Raw genomic sequence first — 15,079 nt, forward strand, 5'->3', positions numbered from 1 at the left:
CCGCGCTTGCCATTGCGCCGCATCGATCTCCACGGAAAGCGACGCGATGCGGCTCAAGGCGATGTGCGACATCGAGGTCTCGGCGCCTCAGGACTGCCCCACCGTCGCCATGCTGCGACCGAGCAGCGGACTCGCGCAGTGGCTCGCCAGCGAGGCCTACTTCTTCGAGCCCCACGTCCCGTCGACCGAGTACGTCGATTCGTTCGGCAACCTCTGCCAGCGCTTCGTCGTGCCGCAGGGCCGGATGCGCATCCGCGTCGACGTCGTCGTCGACACCGAGGCCACGATCGCGGTCGATCCGAACGCGCCCGCAACGCCGGTCGACCAGGTGCCGGACGCCGCGCTGCAGTTCCTGCTGCAAAGCCGCTACTGTCCCAGCGACAAGATGGAGCAGCGCGCCCGCGAGCTCGTGGCGGGCGTCGCGCCGGGCTACGCGCAGGTCGAGGCGATCCGGGCATGGATCCATGGCAATCTCGACTACCGCTACGGCGTGAGCGATGCCGCGACGGACGCACTCGACACGCTGGCCCGCGGCGCCGGCGTCTGCCGCGACTTCGCGCACGTGGGCATCGGCCTTTGCAGGGCCCTGCAGATCCCGGCGCGCATGGTGGTGGGCTACCTGCACGAGCTCGACCCGATGGACATGCACGCCTGGTTCGAGGCGTTCGTCGGCGGCCGCTGGTACACGTTCGACGCCACGCAGGACGCGCCGCGCGGCGGCCGCATCGTCGTGGCCTACGGGCGCGATGCGGCGGACGTGGCGTTCCTGTCCAACTACGGCGACCTGACCACGGAGCGGCTCACGGTGCGCGTGGAGTTGCACGCGGATCCGGCGCCGCCGCCCCTGGCCGCGCCATGACCCGCGTCAATGCGCCGCCAGGGGTTGCTGCTGCGTCCGGTTCGCAGCCTCCGGCCGGCCCGCGTTGAAGAACAGGTTCAGCAGCACCGCGGAGATCGAGGTCAGCAGGATGCCGGACTCGAGCAGCGGATGCAGGCTGTGCGGCATCTGCTGCATCCAGCGCGGCGCCACCAGCGGGATCAGGCCGAAGCCGATGGCCAGTGCGACGATGTAGAGGTTGTAGCGGTTGCTCTTGTAGTCCACCGTCGCGAGGATGCGGATGCCCGTCGCGGCCACCATGCCGAACATCACGAGGCCGGCGCCGCCCAGCACGAACTGGGGGATCGCCTCGATGAGGGCGGCCATCTTGGGCAGCATGCCCAGCACGATCATGATGCCGCCGCCGACGACGCAGACCCAGCGGCTCTTCACGCCGGTCACCGCCACCAGGCCCACGTTCTGCGAGAAGCTCGTGTGCGGGAAGGTGTTGAGCATGCCGCCGATCACGGTGCCCAGGCCGTCGACGCGCAGCCCGGCCGCCAGGTCGGCCTGGCCGATGGTCTTGCCGGTGATGTCGCCCAGCGCCAGGAACATGCCGGTGGACTCGATCATCACGACGATCATCACGACCGTGAACGTGGCGATGGCGACGAGGTCGAAGGTGGGCATGCCGAAGGCGAACGGCGTGACGACGTCGAACCACGGCGCCGAGGCCACCTTGGCGAAGCTCATCTTGCCCATCGCGATGGCGACCACGCAGCCCATCACGATGCCCAGCAGCACCGAGATGTTGGCGAGGAAGCCGGTGAAGAAGCGCACCAGCAGCAGGATGAACATCAGCACCGCGCCGGACACGGCCATGTTGTCGAGCGCGCCGTAGGCCGGGTTGTCGTTCATCGGCACGGGGCCGGGCAACTGCAGCCGGGTGAACTTCGGAAGGTACTTGCGCAGGCCGGAAGCCGCCGGGGCGGAGGCCGCGGCCGCTTCGGCCGCCGCGGCTCGCGCGGGCTCCGGCGCGGCCGCGGTGGCGTCGGCATGGACACCCGAGGCCGCGGCGGCCGCCGCGGCGACGGCGGCGTCCAGCTGGGCCTTCTCGACCATCTGCACCAACTGCGGCACATCGGTGAACTGCGCCACGTTGGACGGCCCGCCGACGGCCCAGCCCACGCCCACGCGCATCAGGCTGATGCCGATGATCGCGATGGTCGTGCCGGTGACGACCGGCGGGAAGAAGCGCAGCAGCCGGCTCATCAACGGCGCGATGAGGATGGCCATCAGGCCCGCGCCGATGCCGGCGCCGAAGATGGCCCGCGCGCCGTCCAGGCCGGGCACGCCGTTGGCGATCGCCACCATCGGGCCGACCGCCGCGAAGGTCACGCCCATCATGACGGGCAGCTTGATGCCGAACCAGCGGTTCAGGCCGAAGGACTGGATCAGCGTGACGAGCCCGCAGCACAGCAGGTCGGCGGAAATGAGCATCGCCACTTGCTCGGGCGCCAGCTTGAGGGCGCGGCCGACGATCAGCGGCACCGCGATCGCCCCGGCATACATCACCAGGACGTGCTGCAGCCCCAGCGCGGCCAGGCGTGCGGCCGGGAGCCGCTCGTCGAAGGGTTGAACGGCGGCAGCGGGGGTTGCCGAGCGGTCACGAAGCGGTGCGTCCATCGCGTCCTCCAGAGTGGCAGAGGGCGCAGGCCTTCGGGCCATGCACCCTCCCCTCACCACAGCGGGCTCTGTAAGGAGTGGACGTCGCGACTGCCGGCCAGGGCACGGGGCCCGGCGCGGCAGGCTCCGCGGCGACGTGTCAAAACTGTATACAGTCTGATTCGAGCTTTGTATACGTGATAACCCCATCGTCGTCCGGCCGAGCGAGCCGGCGCCGCCTATGCCGCCTGCGTCTTCTTGCGCAGCACCCCGAACAGCGCCAGCACGCCCGGGATGATGATCATCGACAGGAAGATCCACTGCAGGTGCGTCTTCACCCACGGCAGGTTGCCGATGCCCCAGCCCAGCAGCGTCACGCTGCCGATCCACAGCGCGGCGCCGGTGACGTCGTAGAGCGTGAAGCGGCGCCGCGTCATCATCGTGACGCCCGCGACGAAGGGCGCGAACGTGCGCACGAAGGGCATGAAGCGGCCGGCGATCAGGGCGACGCCGCCGTACTTTTCGTAGAAGGCATGCGCCTTGTCGAAGCCGTCCTTGCTGAACCAGCGCGAGTTCTCCCAATGGAAGACGCGCGGGCCGAACCAGCGGCCGATCGTGTAGTTGGTCTGGTTGCCCAGCACCGCGGCGGCGAACATCACGCCGAGCGCCATCGTGATGTCGAGGAGGCCGGTCGCCGCGGTGGCGCCGACGACGAACAGCAGCGAGTCCCCGGGCAGGAAGGGCATCACGACGACGCCGGTCTCGATGAAGATGACCGCGAAGAGCACGGCGTACACCCACAGGCCGTTGGCCGCGACGAAGGCCGCCAGGTACTGGTCGGCGTGAAGAAGATGCTGAAACAAGGGGATCATGGAGTCCATGGGCGGCGATTATCGACCGGGGTTCCTACAATACGGGGATGACTGTCCAGATAGCGCCGTCCGAGCGCCGCACGATCCGTGAACTACCCGACGAACTGGTCAGCCAGATCGCCGCGGGCGAAGTGGTCGAGCGCCCGGCCTCCGTGGTGCGCGAACTGGTCGACAACGCGCTCGACGCCGGTTCCACGCAGATCGGCGTCCGCCTCGTGGCAGGCGGCGTGCGCGCCATCCTGATCGAGGACGACGGCGGCGGCATCGAGGCCTCCGAGCTGCCGCTCGCGCTCAAGCGCCACGCCACCAGCAAGATCCGCTCGCTCGACGACCTCGAGTCCGTCACGACGATGGGTTTCCGCGGCGAGGCGCTGGCGGCGATCGCGTCGGTGTCGGAGCTGGCGCTGGTCAGCCGCACGCCCGCGGCCGGCCACGCGCAGCGGCTGGACGCGCGTTCCGGCGAGCTGTCGCCCGCCGCCCGCGCGCAGGGCACCACCGTCGAAGTGCGCGAACTGTTCTTCAGCACGCCGGCGCGCCGCAAGTTCCTGAAGTCCGATTCCACCGAGCTGGCGCACTGCATCGAGGCCGTGCGGCGCCATGCGCTCGTGCGGCCAATGGTGGGCTTTGCCGTGTGGCACGAGGGCAAGCTGGTCGAGCAATGGCGCGCCAGCGACGAGTCGCAGCGCATCAAGGACGTGCTGGGCGAGGAATTCATCGACAACAGCCGCCCGCTCGAGGCCGAGATCGGCCCGATCGCCATCCGCGGCCGCGTCGGCCTGCCCGCCGCGGCGCGCACGCGCAGCGATCACCAGTACGTCTACGTCAACGGCCGCTACGTGCGCGACCGCCTGATCGCGCACGCGCTGCGCAGCGCCTACGAGGACGTGCTGCACGGCCAGAAGCAGCCGGCCTACGTGCTGTTCATCGAGATCGATCCGGCGCGCGTCGACGTCAACGTGCATCCGACCAAGATCGAGGTGCGCTTCCGCGACTCGGGGGCGATCCACCAGGCGGTCAAGCGCGCGGTGGAGGACGTGCTCGCGCCGTCGGGCGCCACCGCCCCCGGCACGGGCGTGGTCGGCACCTCGTTCGGCACGCCCGGCGGCTTTGCGGCCGCGGCCGCCGCGGCTGTCGAGCGCATCAACGGCACCGGCAGCGCCACGACGCCCGGCTGGAACGCCGCCGGCCTCGCGCCCGCGCGCCCGTGGGCGCTCGCGAGCGACACGCGCGATCCGCTCGCGGGGGCGACGACGGCGTCGCTGTTCGCACGCGCCTTCGGCGACTCGAGTGCGCCGGCGGTCGTCGCCGGCGGCGTGCTCGATTCCGGCGGCACCGCGGTGCTCGAGGCCCGCGAATCGGCGCCCTCCTGGGTGCGTCCACAGGGCAACGACGAAGCCGTCGCCGCCGTCGCCAAGGCCGATGCCAGCGACTGGCCGCTGGGCCGCGCGATCGCGCAGATCCAGGGCGTCTACGTGCTGGCCGAGAACGCGCAGGGGCTGGTCGTCGTCGACATGCATGCCGCGCACGAGCGCATCGTCTACGAACGCCTGAAGGCCGGCGCCGCCACGCACGACATGCCCACGCAGGCGCTGCTGATCCCCGCCACCTTCGCCGCCACGCCGGCCGAGCATGCGCTGGTCGAGACGCACGCCGAGACGCTGCGCACGCTCGGTCTCGACGTCTCGACGATGGGCCCGACCACGCTGGCCGTGCGCAGCCTGCCCGCCGCGCTGCTGCAGGCCGACCCGGTCGACCTCGTGCGCTCGGTGCTGGCCGATCTCGCCGAGGTCGACGCCAGCAGCCTGGTGCAGCGCGCCCGCGACGACGTCCTCGCCTCGATGGCCTGCCACGGCGCGGTGCGCGCCAACCGCCGCCTCACGCTCGAGGAGATGAACGGCCTGCTGCGCCAGATGGAGGCGACCGAGCGCTCCGACCAATGCAACCATGGCCGCCCGACGTGGCGCCAGGTGACGATGAAGGAACTCGACGCGCTGTTCCTGCGCGGCCGCTGATTCCTCTGCCTTTGCTTGCCGATTCCTCTTTTCCGGCTGACCCCGACATGACCGATTCCTCTTCACCGCCGCCGGAACCTCCGAACAAGCCGCCCGCGCCGCCGCGCCGCATTCCGCGCGCCGAGGCCACGCCGCCCGAGCCCGAGGGCCGCGACAAGCCGCACGTCGGCCAGCGCGTGATGGAGCAGCGACCGCACGAGCGCAAGCCCACCGAGCACGCCGCCGCGCGTGGCAAGAAGCCCGACCTGCGCGACCTGCCGCCGCCGCGGCGCGACACGCCCAGCAACGTCTGGCGCGCCGACCCGCCGCCGGCTTCGCCGCGCGACCGGCGCGACGGTCCGAGGCGGGCCTACGGCGACGCGCCGCGTCCGGATCGCCCCGGCGAGCGCCGCACCAGCCCCGGCCCGTGGCAGGAGCGCGGTCCGCGGCCCGGGTTCGTCGACTCGCGCCCGCCCGAGTTCCCGGCACCGCGCGAGTCGTCCCGCAAGGACGACCGCCACGCCGGCGGCCCGCCGCGCCAGGATCGCCGGCGCGACGATCGCCATCCGACGGGCCACGGCAACGATCGCGGCGGGCCGATCGACGAGCGCGCCGTCTTCGGCGACCGCGATCGCCCGCGCTATCCGCAAGGCCCCAACGAGCGTCCGCGTTCCGACGCCCCGCGCGAGGATCACCGGCGCTTCGCGGGCGATCGTCCGCGTCCGCCGCAGGGCGATCGTCGTCCGCCCGGCCCGAACGATCGCCCGCCGCCGCGCCGGCGCGACGACTTCGAGCGCGAGGCCGCCGCACAACCCCGTCCGCCGCAGCAGCCGCCATTCGACCCGAATGCGCCGCGGCGCGAGGACCAGCGCCTGTCCAAGGTGCTCGCCGAACGCGGCATCGCGTCGCGGCGCGAGGCCGACGACTGGATCGACGCCGGCTGGGTGAAGGTCGACGGCGTGCCCGCCGTGCTCGGCGCCCGCGTGTTCCCGCACCAGACCATCGAGATCGACGAGGCCGCGCGCACGCAGCAGGCGCACCGCGTGACCATCCTGCTGCACAAGCCCATCGGCTACGTCAGCGGCCAGGCCGAGGACGGCTACGAGCCCGCGGTGGTGCTGGTGACGCAGGCCAACCACTGGCCGGAGGATCCGTCGCGCGAGCGCTGGCACTTCGGCCACGCGCGCGGCCTCGCGCCCGCCGGACGGCTCGACATCGACTCCACCGGCCTGCTTGTGCTCACGCAGGATGGCCGCATCGCGCGCCATCTGATCGGCGACGACTCCGACGTCGAGAAGGAATACCTGGTGCGCGTCGAATACCCGCGCGGCGGCCAGTTCCCCGACACGGACCTCGACCGTCTGCGCCACGGCCTGTGGCTGGACGGCCGCGAACTGCGCCCGGCCAAGGTCAGCTGGGCCAACGAGGACCAGCTGCGCTTCGTCCTGCGCGAGGGCCGCAAGCGCCAGATCCGCCGCATGTGCGAGGCCGTCGGCCTGGTCGTCACCGGCCTGAAGCGCGTGCGCATCGGCAGCGTGGTGCTGGGCAAGCTGCCGCCGGGCCAGTGGCGCTACCTGCGCGACGACGAACGGTTCTGACGTGGACTCGGGCCTGAAGTGGCTGGGCCTCGCCGGCCCGACCGCGTCCGGCAAGACCGCGCTGGCGCTCGCGCTGGCGCGGCGCTGGCCGGTGGAGGTCGTCAGCGTCGACTCGGCGCTGGTCTACCGCGGCATGGACATCGGCACCGCCAAGCCCAGCGCCGCGGAGCAGGCCGCCGCGCCGCACCACCTGCTCGACATCCTCTCTCCGGCGCAGTCGTACTCCGCCGCCCAGTTCGTCGCCGACGCGCGTCGCCTGATCGACGAGATCCGTTCGCGCGGCCGCTGGCCCCTGCTGGTCGGCGGCACGATGATGTATTTCAAGGCGCTCATCGACGGCATCGACGAGATGCCCGCCGCCGACCCGGAGATCCGCGCCGCGATCGACGCCGAGGCCGCGCAGCTCGGCTGGCCCGCGATGCATGCGCGGCTCGCCGAGGTCGACCCGGCGACCGCAGCGAGGCTCAAGCCCAACGACTCGCAGCGCATCCAGCGTGCGTTGGAGGTCTGGCGCGCAAGCGGCACGCCGCTGTCGACGCTGCACCTGCGCGCGCGCCGCGCGGCGCCGCCCGCCGATGGCGCGCTGATCGCGCTCGAACCCGCGTCCCGCGCGTGGCTGCACGCGCGCATCGCGCAGCGTTTCGATGCGATGCTGGCATCCGGTTTTCTCGACGAAGTGCGCCGGCTGCGGGCGGATCCGGGGCTGCACCTCGACCTGCCTTCGACGCGCTGCGTCGGCTATCGGCAGGCCTGGGAGGCGCTGGATCGCGCCGATCCGCCGGATCTCGTCGACATCCGCGAGCGCGGCGTCGCGGCGACGCGGCAGCTGGCCAAGCGGCAGATCACGTGGCTGCGGAGCATGGCCCATCGGCGGGTGGTCGAGGCGGACGCGGCGGAGGTCGAGGCGCGGCTCGTCACGCTCGTCGAATCGCTGATCGGGCCCGCCGGCACGGCACCAGATTGAAAAAACCGCTGCAACCCTTTCGGACGGCAACGGCTTCGGCGTGGACGGACGCACCTGTCAAGTCGACACGCGCTCCCCGTTCTTGCGCGGCTTGATCGGCCCGGTGCGGACGCAGTTGCGGCCCGCCTCCTTGGCGGCCTCCAGCGCCTGCTCGGCCTCGTGCACCATGGTGTCGACGCTCAGCTGGCCTTGATGGACGGTGGCCACGCCGATGCTGACCGTGGCCACGACGTGCGTCTGCTGCCAGGTGTAGGGCGCCGAGGCCACCTGCTGGCGGATGCGCTCGGCGGCGTCCAGCGCGCCCAGCGGGTCGGTGTTGGGGAGGAAGACGGCGAGTTCGGCGCCGCCGAAACGGGCCAGCAGGTCGGGCTGGCGCAGCGTCGTGCCCACACGCTTGGTGACCTCCAGCAACAGCGCGTCGCCGCACAGCTGGCCCAGGTGTTCGTTGATGCGTCGCAGGTGGTCGGCGTCGATCAGCAGCAGCGCGCCGTCGTCGCCATAGCGGCGGCAGCGGGCGAATTCGCGTTCCACGAGTTCGAGGAAGTGGCGGCGGTTGGACAGGCCGGTGAGGTGGTCGTCGACCGCATGAAGTACCTGGCTGGCGCGCGTGTCGGCCACGATTCGCGCGAGGCGGATCACCATGCCCGCCAGCACCAGCCCGGCCAGCGCGAAGAACAGGGCGACGCTCAGCGCGACCAGCCCGGCGCGGCCGCCGGCCAGCAGCCCCATGCCGGTGGCGGCGGCAACGCTGCCGATCGCGATCGCGATCGCCGCGCCCGCCCAGAATCGCGTGCTGCGCCGCTCGAGCACCTTCACGAGCCCGCTCAAGGTCGAAGAATCGATTTCAGCCGTCACCCATCCACCTCAAGAAAAACCTGCCGGCGCCGACTCGCACGCGGGCAATTCCAGCGCCCGGCTCCGGGCCGCGGGCTCCTGGCCGCTTCCCCAAGCCGGAAGGCGGCGTTCAGACCTTATCGGCCGCGCCCGCCCGCCAATGAGCCGATTCCTAGTTGATTGTGCGGCAGAGCCCGCAGCGGCGACAGTCCTGCGCGCCCATATGTCACGTAAATGGTGAATCTCCTTATTCTGCAACGACCGCGCGACGACAGAAGTTCGGCCCGGGCCGCTGTCGAGCAGAAGCCGGTCACGTATGCTTGGCGCCGAATGAACGCCCCTCCGTCCGCCGACCCGGCCCCCTTGCTCACCGTCTCCGGCCTCGCCAAGCGCTACGGCGACGCCTTCATCTTCAGCGACGTCTCGCTCGTCATGGCCCGCGGCGAGCTCGTGGCGCTTCTGGGCGAGTCGGGCGTCGGCAAGTCGACGCTGCTCAACTGCGTGGCCGGACTCGACACCGCCGACGCCGGCAGTGTCACCCTGGCCGGCCGCGACGTGCTGGGCCTGTCCGAGCCCGAGGCCGCCCGGCTGCGCCGCGAGGACCTGGGGTTCGTGTTCCAGGCCTTCCACGTGTTGCCGCACCTGAGCGTGGCCGACAACGTCGGGTTGCCGCTGCAGCTTCTGGGCCGCCCGCGCGGCGACCGTGTCGACCGCATGCTGGCGGCCGTCGGCCTCGGGGGCCTCGGCGACCGCGCCCCGCGCCAACTGTCGGGCGGACAACTGCAGCGCGTGGCCATTGCCCGCGCCCTGGTTCACGAGCCGGCGCTGGTGCTGGCCGACGAGCCCACCGGCAACCTCGACCCGCGCAGCGCCGGGCTGGTGATGGACGTCCTCGTCGACGCCGCCCGCCGCACCGGCGGCGGCGTGCTGATGGTTACCCACTCGCCGCCGGCCGCGGCGCGCTGCGACCGCGTGCTGGAACTGACGGCCCAGGGCGTGCGGCTGCCGGTGTCGAGCTAGGCCCGCTCGGCCGAACTTGCCGTCGCGCACCGCTCGGCCCGAGGCGAACCGTTAGACACAGCGGCTGAGCGTGACTGGCACGCCGTTGAGCACCGACGTCCCCGACAACGGGTCACGCAGTTGGTCGTCCAGCAGGTCGTTGAGGTTGGCACCCGGTCGCTGCGCTGCGACGCCCAGACGCGCGCCGGCCTGGTCGTGGCCCCAACCGTGCGGAACGCTGACGACGCCCGGCATCATCTCGTCGGACAGCGTTACCGGCAATTCGATCGCGCGCCCCGCCGTGCCATGCAGGCGCACGCGGTCACCGGCCTGCACGCCGTGGCGCGCCGCATCCGCCGGATTCAGCAGCGCCGTGCAACGCTCCGGGCCCTTGGCCAGCGTCGGCAGGTTGTGCATCCAGCTGTTGTTGGAGCGGACGTCGCGCCGGCCGACGACCACCAGGTCGGGCGGCGGCTCAAGCAATACGGCATCGACTGCAGCAAGCTCGGCCGCCACCGGCATCGGCCACAGTTCGATGCGGCCGCTCGGCGTGCGCAGGATCTCGGGCAGGCGCGGCTGCAGCGCGCCGAGATCGACACCATGCGGCGCGGCCTTCAGCGCGTCCAGGCTGAGCCCGCCCGGCTTCTGGCCAAAGCGATCGCCGTGCGGGCCGGCGCGCAGCGCGAGATCGAGCAGGCGTTCCGGGCCGGGCGCGCTGCCGAGCGCCTTCAGCATCGCGGCCTGCAACTCGTCGGGCACGCCCGCGGCTTGGCGGCGCAGGTCGTCGGCGAGCAGCCGGTCGTCGAACGCGGCGAGGTCGAAGTCCGGGAGATCGGCGCCAGGCTCGCCGCGCAGCAGCGCAGCGATGCGCAGCAAGGACTGCCACTCGCTCTGCGCGTCCGGCCGCGCCGGCAACACCGGCGGGCTGTAGCGCGCATGGTTGCGGCACGACAGCTGCGGGAAGCTGACGTCGTAGTGCGGCTCCTCGAAGCTCGACAGGCCAGGCAGGATCACGTCGGCGTGCTGCGTGGTCTCGTTCAGGTAGATGTCGACGCTGACCATGAAATCGAGGCGGCGCAGCGCCTGCGCGATGCGCGCGCCGTTGGGCGCCGACAGCACCGGGTTGCTGGCCACCGAGATCAGCGCCTTGATCTGGCCGGGGCCGCCGGTCTCGATCTCCTCGGCCAGGCAACTGGTGGGATATTCGCCCAGCACCTCGGGCGCGCCCGAGACGCGGCTGCGCGTGCGCCCGGTGGCCATGCCGCGGCCGACACCCGGCTTGCCCTGCGTATTGGCGGCGAACGCGGCCGCGTTGGGGAACATCACGCCGCCTTCGCGGTCGAGGTGGCCGGTCAGGATGTTGAGGGCGTCGATCAGCACCGAGTTGAGCGTTCCGAAGCGCTGCGTGCTCGAGCCGATGCGCGAGTAGACCGCCGCGCGTGGCGAAGCGGCGAGGCGGCGCACGAGCGCGCGCTGCGTCTCGGCCGGCACGCCGCAACGCGCGGCCATGCGCGCGGGCGTGTAGGTCGCGACCGCGGCCTGCAGGGCCTCGATGCCGCTGTCGCCGACGGACAGGAATTCTCCGAGGCGACCGGGCTGCGCGAGCGCCTGGTCGAACACCGCGTGCAGCATCCCCAGCAAGAGGAAGACATCGGTGCCTGGCCGGATGAAGTGGTGCTCGTCGGCAATCGCGGCCGTCTCGGTGCGTCGCGGGTCGATCACCACCAGATGGCCTCCGCGGGCACGCATCGCCTTCGCGCGGCCACGGAAGTCGGGCACGGTCCACATGCTGCCGTTGCTGGCCATCGGATTGGCGCCCAGCATCAGCAGGAAGTCGCAGTGGTCGATGTCGGGCACCGGCACCGTCAGCGGATGGCCGTACATCCAGCCGCTCGCCAGTTGGCGCGGCATCTGGTCGAGCGTCGAGGCACTGAACACGTTGCGCGAGCCGGCGGCGCGCAGCAGGCGCTGCACATACAGGCCCAGCCCCAGCCGATGCACGTTCGGATTGCCCAGCGTGAACGCGAGCGCGTCGCGGCCATGCACGGCCAGCAGCGGCGGAAGGCGGCGCGCGATCTCGGCATGGGCCTCGTTCCAGCTCGCCTCGACGAAGCGACCGTCGCGCTTGATCAAGGGGTGGCGCAGGCGATCGGGGTCGTCCTCCAGATCCTTCAGCGCGACCGCCTTCGGACACACATAGCCGTGGCTGAAGACGTCCTGCTCGTCGCCGCGGATCGCGATCACGCGGGCGTGAGCGCCCGTGCCCGACACCGTCAGGCTCAGGCCGCAGCACGCCTCGCACAGCGGACAGATGCGCTGGACGACGCGCGTGGGCGATGCGCTGCCGGCATGTTCGGAGGCGGCGCCGGTGGAGGATGTGGCAAGCGTCATGGATGTCTCGGTCGTTGTCTTGTCATGCTGCCGCAAAGGATACGGCGACTCGCTCGATGATGGTGGCCTCGCGGCGTCGTGGCTGCCACTTCGGCGACAAATGCGACCAGATGCGCAGCACGGGTCATTTCGCCCCGAAACCCGTCGATCCGCGCCGGGCGAGCCTTTTGATTGATGGCAGGATGTCGCTGTCTCCCTCATCGAATCGTCCGTGTCCCCTGCCCTGACTTCCTCGCCGCCGCGCCCGTCATCGTTCTCGATGGCAGCGCTCCACCTGCAATTGTTGTGGGCGGAATGGCGACATCATCCGTGGCGACAGGCCGCGGCGGTCATGGCCGTCGCGCTGGGCGTCGCACTGGCGTTCGCGGTGCAACTGATCAACGCGTCGGCGCTGTCGGAGTTCGAGACCGCGGTGCACGCAGCCAGCGGCGCGCCCGATTTCAGCGTGCGTCCGCGTGACGGCCTGCTGTCCGAAGACCTGTACGCGCGCGTCGCGATGACGCCGGGCGTGGCGCGAGCGAGTCCGGTGATCGACCTCGCCGTCGGCCTTCGCGGCCGCGACGGGCAATCGCATCCCGCCCGCCTGCTGGGCCTTGATGCACTGGTGGCACCGTGGATCTCGCCGGGCTGGCTCGCGCAGCCCGAGGCCTCGTCCGCGTCGAGCACGGCCGGCGCGCAGGCCTCACCGGTCGCGCCGCTGTCGGCACTCGATCCCGATCTCGTGTTCGTCAATGCGTCGGCGCGCGCGCAACTGGGCACGGCAGACCACGTCACGCTGCGGGTCGACGGCCGCGAGCAGAGCTTCGCGATCGGCGGCCGCATCGCCGCCGACGGGCCGCCCCTGCTGGTGATGGACATTGCCGGCGCGCAGACGCATTTCGATCGCGTCGGTTCGCTGTCGCGTGTCGACGTGCGATTGGCGCCCGGTGCGCGCCAGGAGGCCGTGATGGGGGCGCTCGACGCCGGCCCGGACGTGCGCGCCGCCGCGCCCGACGAGGCGGCGCTGCGCATGGCGCGCCTGTCGCAGTCCTACCGTGTCAACCTCAGCGTGCTGTCGCTGGTGGCGCTGTTCACCGGCGGCTTCCTCGTGTTCTCGGTGCAGTCGCTGGCGGTCGCCAAGCGCATCCCGCAGCTCGCGCTGCTGGGCGTGCTGGGCATGAGCGGACGCCAGCGCCGCACGCTCGTCTGGGCCGACAGCCTGACGGTGGGCGCGGTCGGCGGTCTCGCGGGTCTCGCGCTCGGCACGGCGCTGGCCGCCGCGGCGCTGCGCGCGCTGGGCGGCGACCTGGGCAGCGGCACCTTGGGCGCCAGCACGCCGCATCTGCAGTGGAACGTGCTGGCGGCGCTCGCGTATTTCACGCTCGGCGTCGCGTCGGCCTTCGCCGGCGGCTGGTGGCCTGCTCGTGCAGCGCAAGGTCTCGCGCCCGCGCAAAGCCTCAAAGGTCTCAGCACCGCCAGCGGCAGCGACTGGCCTGTCGGGTACGGGCTCGGACTGATCGCGCTCGCGGTCGCGCTGGCGCTCGTCCCGCCCTGGCGCGCGATCCCCTGGGGCGCCTATGCCTGCGTCGGCGTGCTGCTGCTGGGCGGGATCAGCCTGGTGCCGCAGGTCGTCGCGCTGCTGTTGAAGGGCTTTCGAGGCGCCCGCAATCCGGTCGCGGCGCTCGCGGTCGCGCGTGCCGTCGACCAGCGCCACGCCGCGACCGCTGCGGTCGCCGGCGTCGTGGCCAGCCTGAGCCTGGTGGTGGCGCTCACGGTGATGGTCGCGAGCTTTCGCGACTCGCTGATCGTCTGGCTGGATGACGTGCTGCCCGCCGATGTCTACGTGCGGGCGCCACCCGGCGCCAGCGAAGGGCCGGTGTTCCTGCCGGCTGCGGTGCTGGCCGCGGCCTCGGGCCCGGGCGTGCGGCAGATACGCGCCGAGCGCCTGGTCACCATCACGCTCGCACCCGATCAACCCGACGCGACGCTGCTCGTGCGCGACCTGCCGACGGGCAACGCCGCGCCGGCGCTCCCGTGGATCGTCGCACCCGATGCGACACCGCCTCCGCCGGCGGACTCCGGCGTGCTGTCGGTCTATCCGAGCGAGGTGCTGGCGGCGCTGCAGCACTTGAAGAAGGGCGACATCATGGAGGTGCCGCTGCCGCCGCGCGCGCCCGCCACGGGCGCCAAGGCACGCACGACCGCCGCACGCGCCGTCGTGCGCGGAATCTGGCGCGACTATGCCCGCCAGCAAGGCGCGTTGCTGATGGCGCGCGCCGACTGGCTGCGCCTGACCGGCGACGAGCGCGTCAGCGGCCTCGCCGTGTGGCTGGTCGATCGCGACGCCAAGGAGTCGTCCGCGACAGACGGCCGCACCGCGGTCGTCGCGCGCCTGAAGGCGGCCGTCCCGGCCGACTCACCCATCGAGATCGCCACCTCCGGCGAGCTGCGCGACTACTCGCTGCGCATCTTCGACCGCAGCTTCGCCGTCACGCGCTGGCTGCAGGGCGTCGCGCTGGCGATCGGCCTGGCGGGCATCGCGGCCAGCTTCTCGGCGCAGGTGCTCGCGCGTCGGCGCGAGTTCGGCACGCTGCAGCACCTGGGCTTCACGCGACGCCAGGTGCTGACGCTCGTGGCGTCCGAAGGCGCGTTGTGGAGCGCCGTCGGCGCCGCGCTGGGCCTGGCGCTCGGACTCGCGGTCAGCGTGGTGCTGGTGAAGGTCGTCAACCCACAGAGCTTCCACTGGACCATGCAAATGAGCGTGCCCCCCGGCACCCTGCTGACGCTGGGCCTGGGCGTGATCTTCGCGGGCGCGTTGACCGCGTGGGGCAGCGGTCATGCCGCCGCCGGCCGCGACGTCATACGTGCGGTGAAGGAGGACTGGTAAGAAGACCTTGATTCGTCGCCGATGCAGAATTCCTGCCCATCGCGCTGTCGTGCTCGAGCCTCGTTTCAAGTTCCATTGCCCA

Annotated in this window: 10 protein-coding genes; 6 read left to right on the forward strand and 4 right to left on the reverse strand. The window is 71.7% G+C overall.

Features of this window, described 5'->3' with window-relative positions; all coding sequences use genetic code 11:
- Positions 1-46: 46 nt before the first annotated feature.
- Positions 47-859: a transglutaminase family protein gene (locus tag LPC04_RS22645; RefSeq protein WP_275684570.1), complete on the forward strand. Its 813-nt coding sequence runs from the start codon at positions 47-49 to the stop codon at positions 857-859.
- A 6-nt stretch (positions 860-865) separates the two neighbouring features.
- On the opposite strand, the gene LPC04_RS22650 is transcribed toward LPC04_RS22645, so the two are convergent.
- Both LPC04_RS22650 and LPC04_RS22655 read right to left on the reverse strand, forming a co-directional pair.
- Entirely contained in the window at positions 866-2,503 is a 1,638-nt protein-coding gene (locus tag LPC04_RS22650; RefSeq protein WP_275684571.1) for a nucleobase:cation symporter-2 family protein, read from the reverse strand.
- A gap of 218 nt (positions 2,504-2,721) precedes the next feature.
- Positions 2,722-3,354: a VTT domain-containing protein gene (locus LPC04_RS22655; protein ID WP_420854760.1), complete on the reverse strand. Its 633-nt coding sequence runs from the start codon at positions 3,352-3,354 to the stop codon at positions 2,722-2,724.
- 47 nt (positions 3,355-3,401) lie between these two features.
- Here LPC04_RS22655 and mutL point away from each other — a divergent pair, with 47 nt between their 5' ends.
- From mutL to miaA, 3 genes are read left to right on the forward strand one after another with little or no spacing between them, the layout of a single operon-like run.
- Complete coding sequence (mutL, locus tag LPC04_RS22660) at positions 3,402-5,366, forward strand: DNA mismatch repair endonuclease MutL (RefSeq protein WP_275684573.1); 1,965 nt, start codon at positions 3,402-3,404, stop codon at positions 5,364-5,366.
- Positions 5,367-5,413: 47 nt separating this feature from the next.
- A complete protein-coding gene (locus LPC04_RS22665; RefSeq protein WP_275684574.1) occupies positions 5,414-6,943 on the forward strand; it encodes a pseudouridine synthase in 1,530 nt (509 codons plus the stop codon).
- A 1-nt stretch (position 6,944) separates the two neighbouring features.
- A complete protein-coding gene (miaA, locus tag LPC04_RS22670; RefSeq protein ID WP_275684575.1) occupies positions 6,945-7,907 on the forward strand; it encodes a tRNA (adenosine(37)-N6)-dimethylallyltransferase MiaA in 963 nt (320 codons plus the stop codon).
- A gap of 57 nt (positions 7,908-7,964) precedes the next feature.
- Here the strand turns inward: miaA and LPC04_RS22675 are convergent, their stop codons facing one another.
- Positions 7,965-8,735 carry a GGDEF domain-containing protein gene (locus LPC04_RS22675; RefSeq protein ID WP_275684576.1) on the reverse strand — a complete coding sequence of 257 codons (771 nt, stop codon included), beginning with the start codon at positions 8,733-8,735 and terminating at the stop codon, positions 7,965-7,967.
- Between the two features lie 336 nt (positions 8,736-9,071).
- Between LPC04_RS22675 and LPC04_RS22680 the strand changes: the two genes are divergently transcribed.
- Positions 9,072-9,761 carry an ABC transporter ATP-binding protein gene (locus LPC04_RS22680; protein ID WP_275684577.1) on the forward strand — a complete coding sequence of 230 codons (690 nt, stop codon included), beginning with the start codon at positions 9,072-9,074 and terminating at the stop codon, positions 9,759-9,761.
- 51 nt (positions 9,762-9,812) lie between these two features.
- Here the strand turns inward: LPC04_RS22680 and LPC04_RS22685 are convergent, their stop codons facing one another.
- On the reverse strand, positions 9,813-12,131 hold the full coding sequence (locus tag LPC04_RS22685) for a molybdopterin-dependent oxidoreductase (RefSeq protein WP_275684578.1): 2,319 nt from the start codon (positions 12,129-12,131) through the stop codon (positions 9,813-9,815).
- Positions 12,132-12,390: 259 nt separating this feature from the next.
- On the opposite strand from LPC04_RS22685, the gene LPC04_RS22690 reads away from it, so the two are divergent.
- A complete protein-coding gene (locus LPC04_RS22690; RefSeq protein WP_275684579.1) occupies positions 12,391-14,997 on the forward strand; it encodes an ABC transporter permease in 2,607 nt (868 codons plus the stop codon).
- The last annotated feature ends 82 nt before the right edge of the window (positions 14,998-15,079 follow it).

It is taken from the genome of Scleromatobacter humisilvae (assembly GCF_023231945.1).
GTDB classification, from domain to species: Bacteria; Pseudomonadota; Gammaproteobacteria; order Burkholderiales; family Burkholderiaceae_C; genus Scleromatobacter; species Scleromatobacter humisilvae.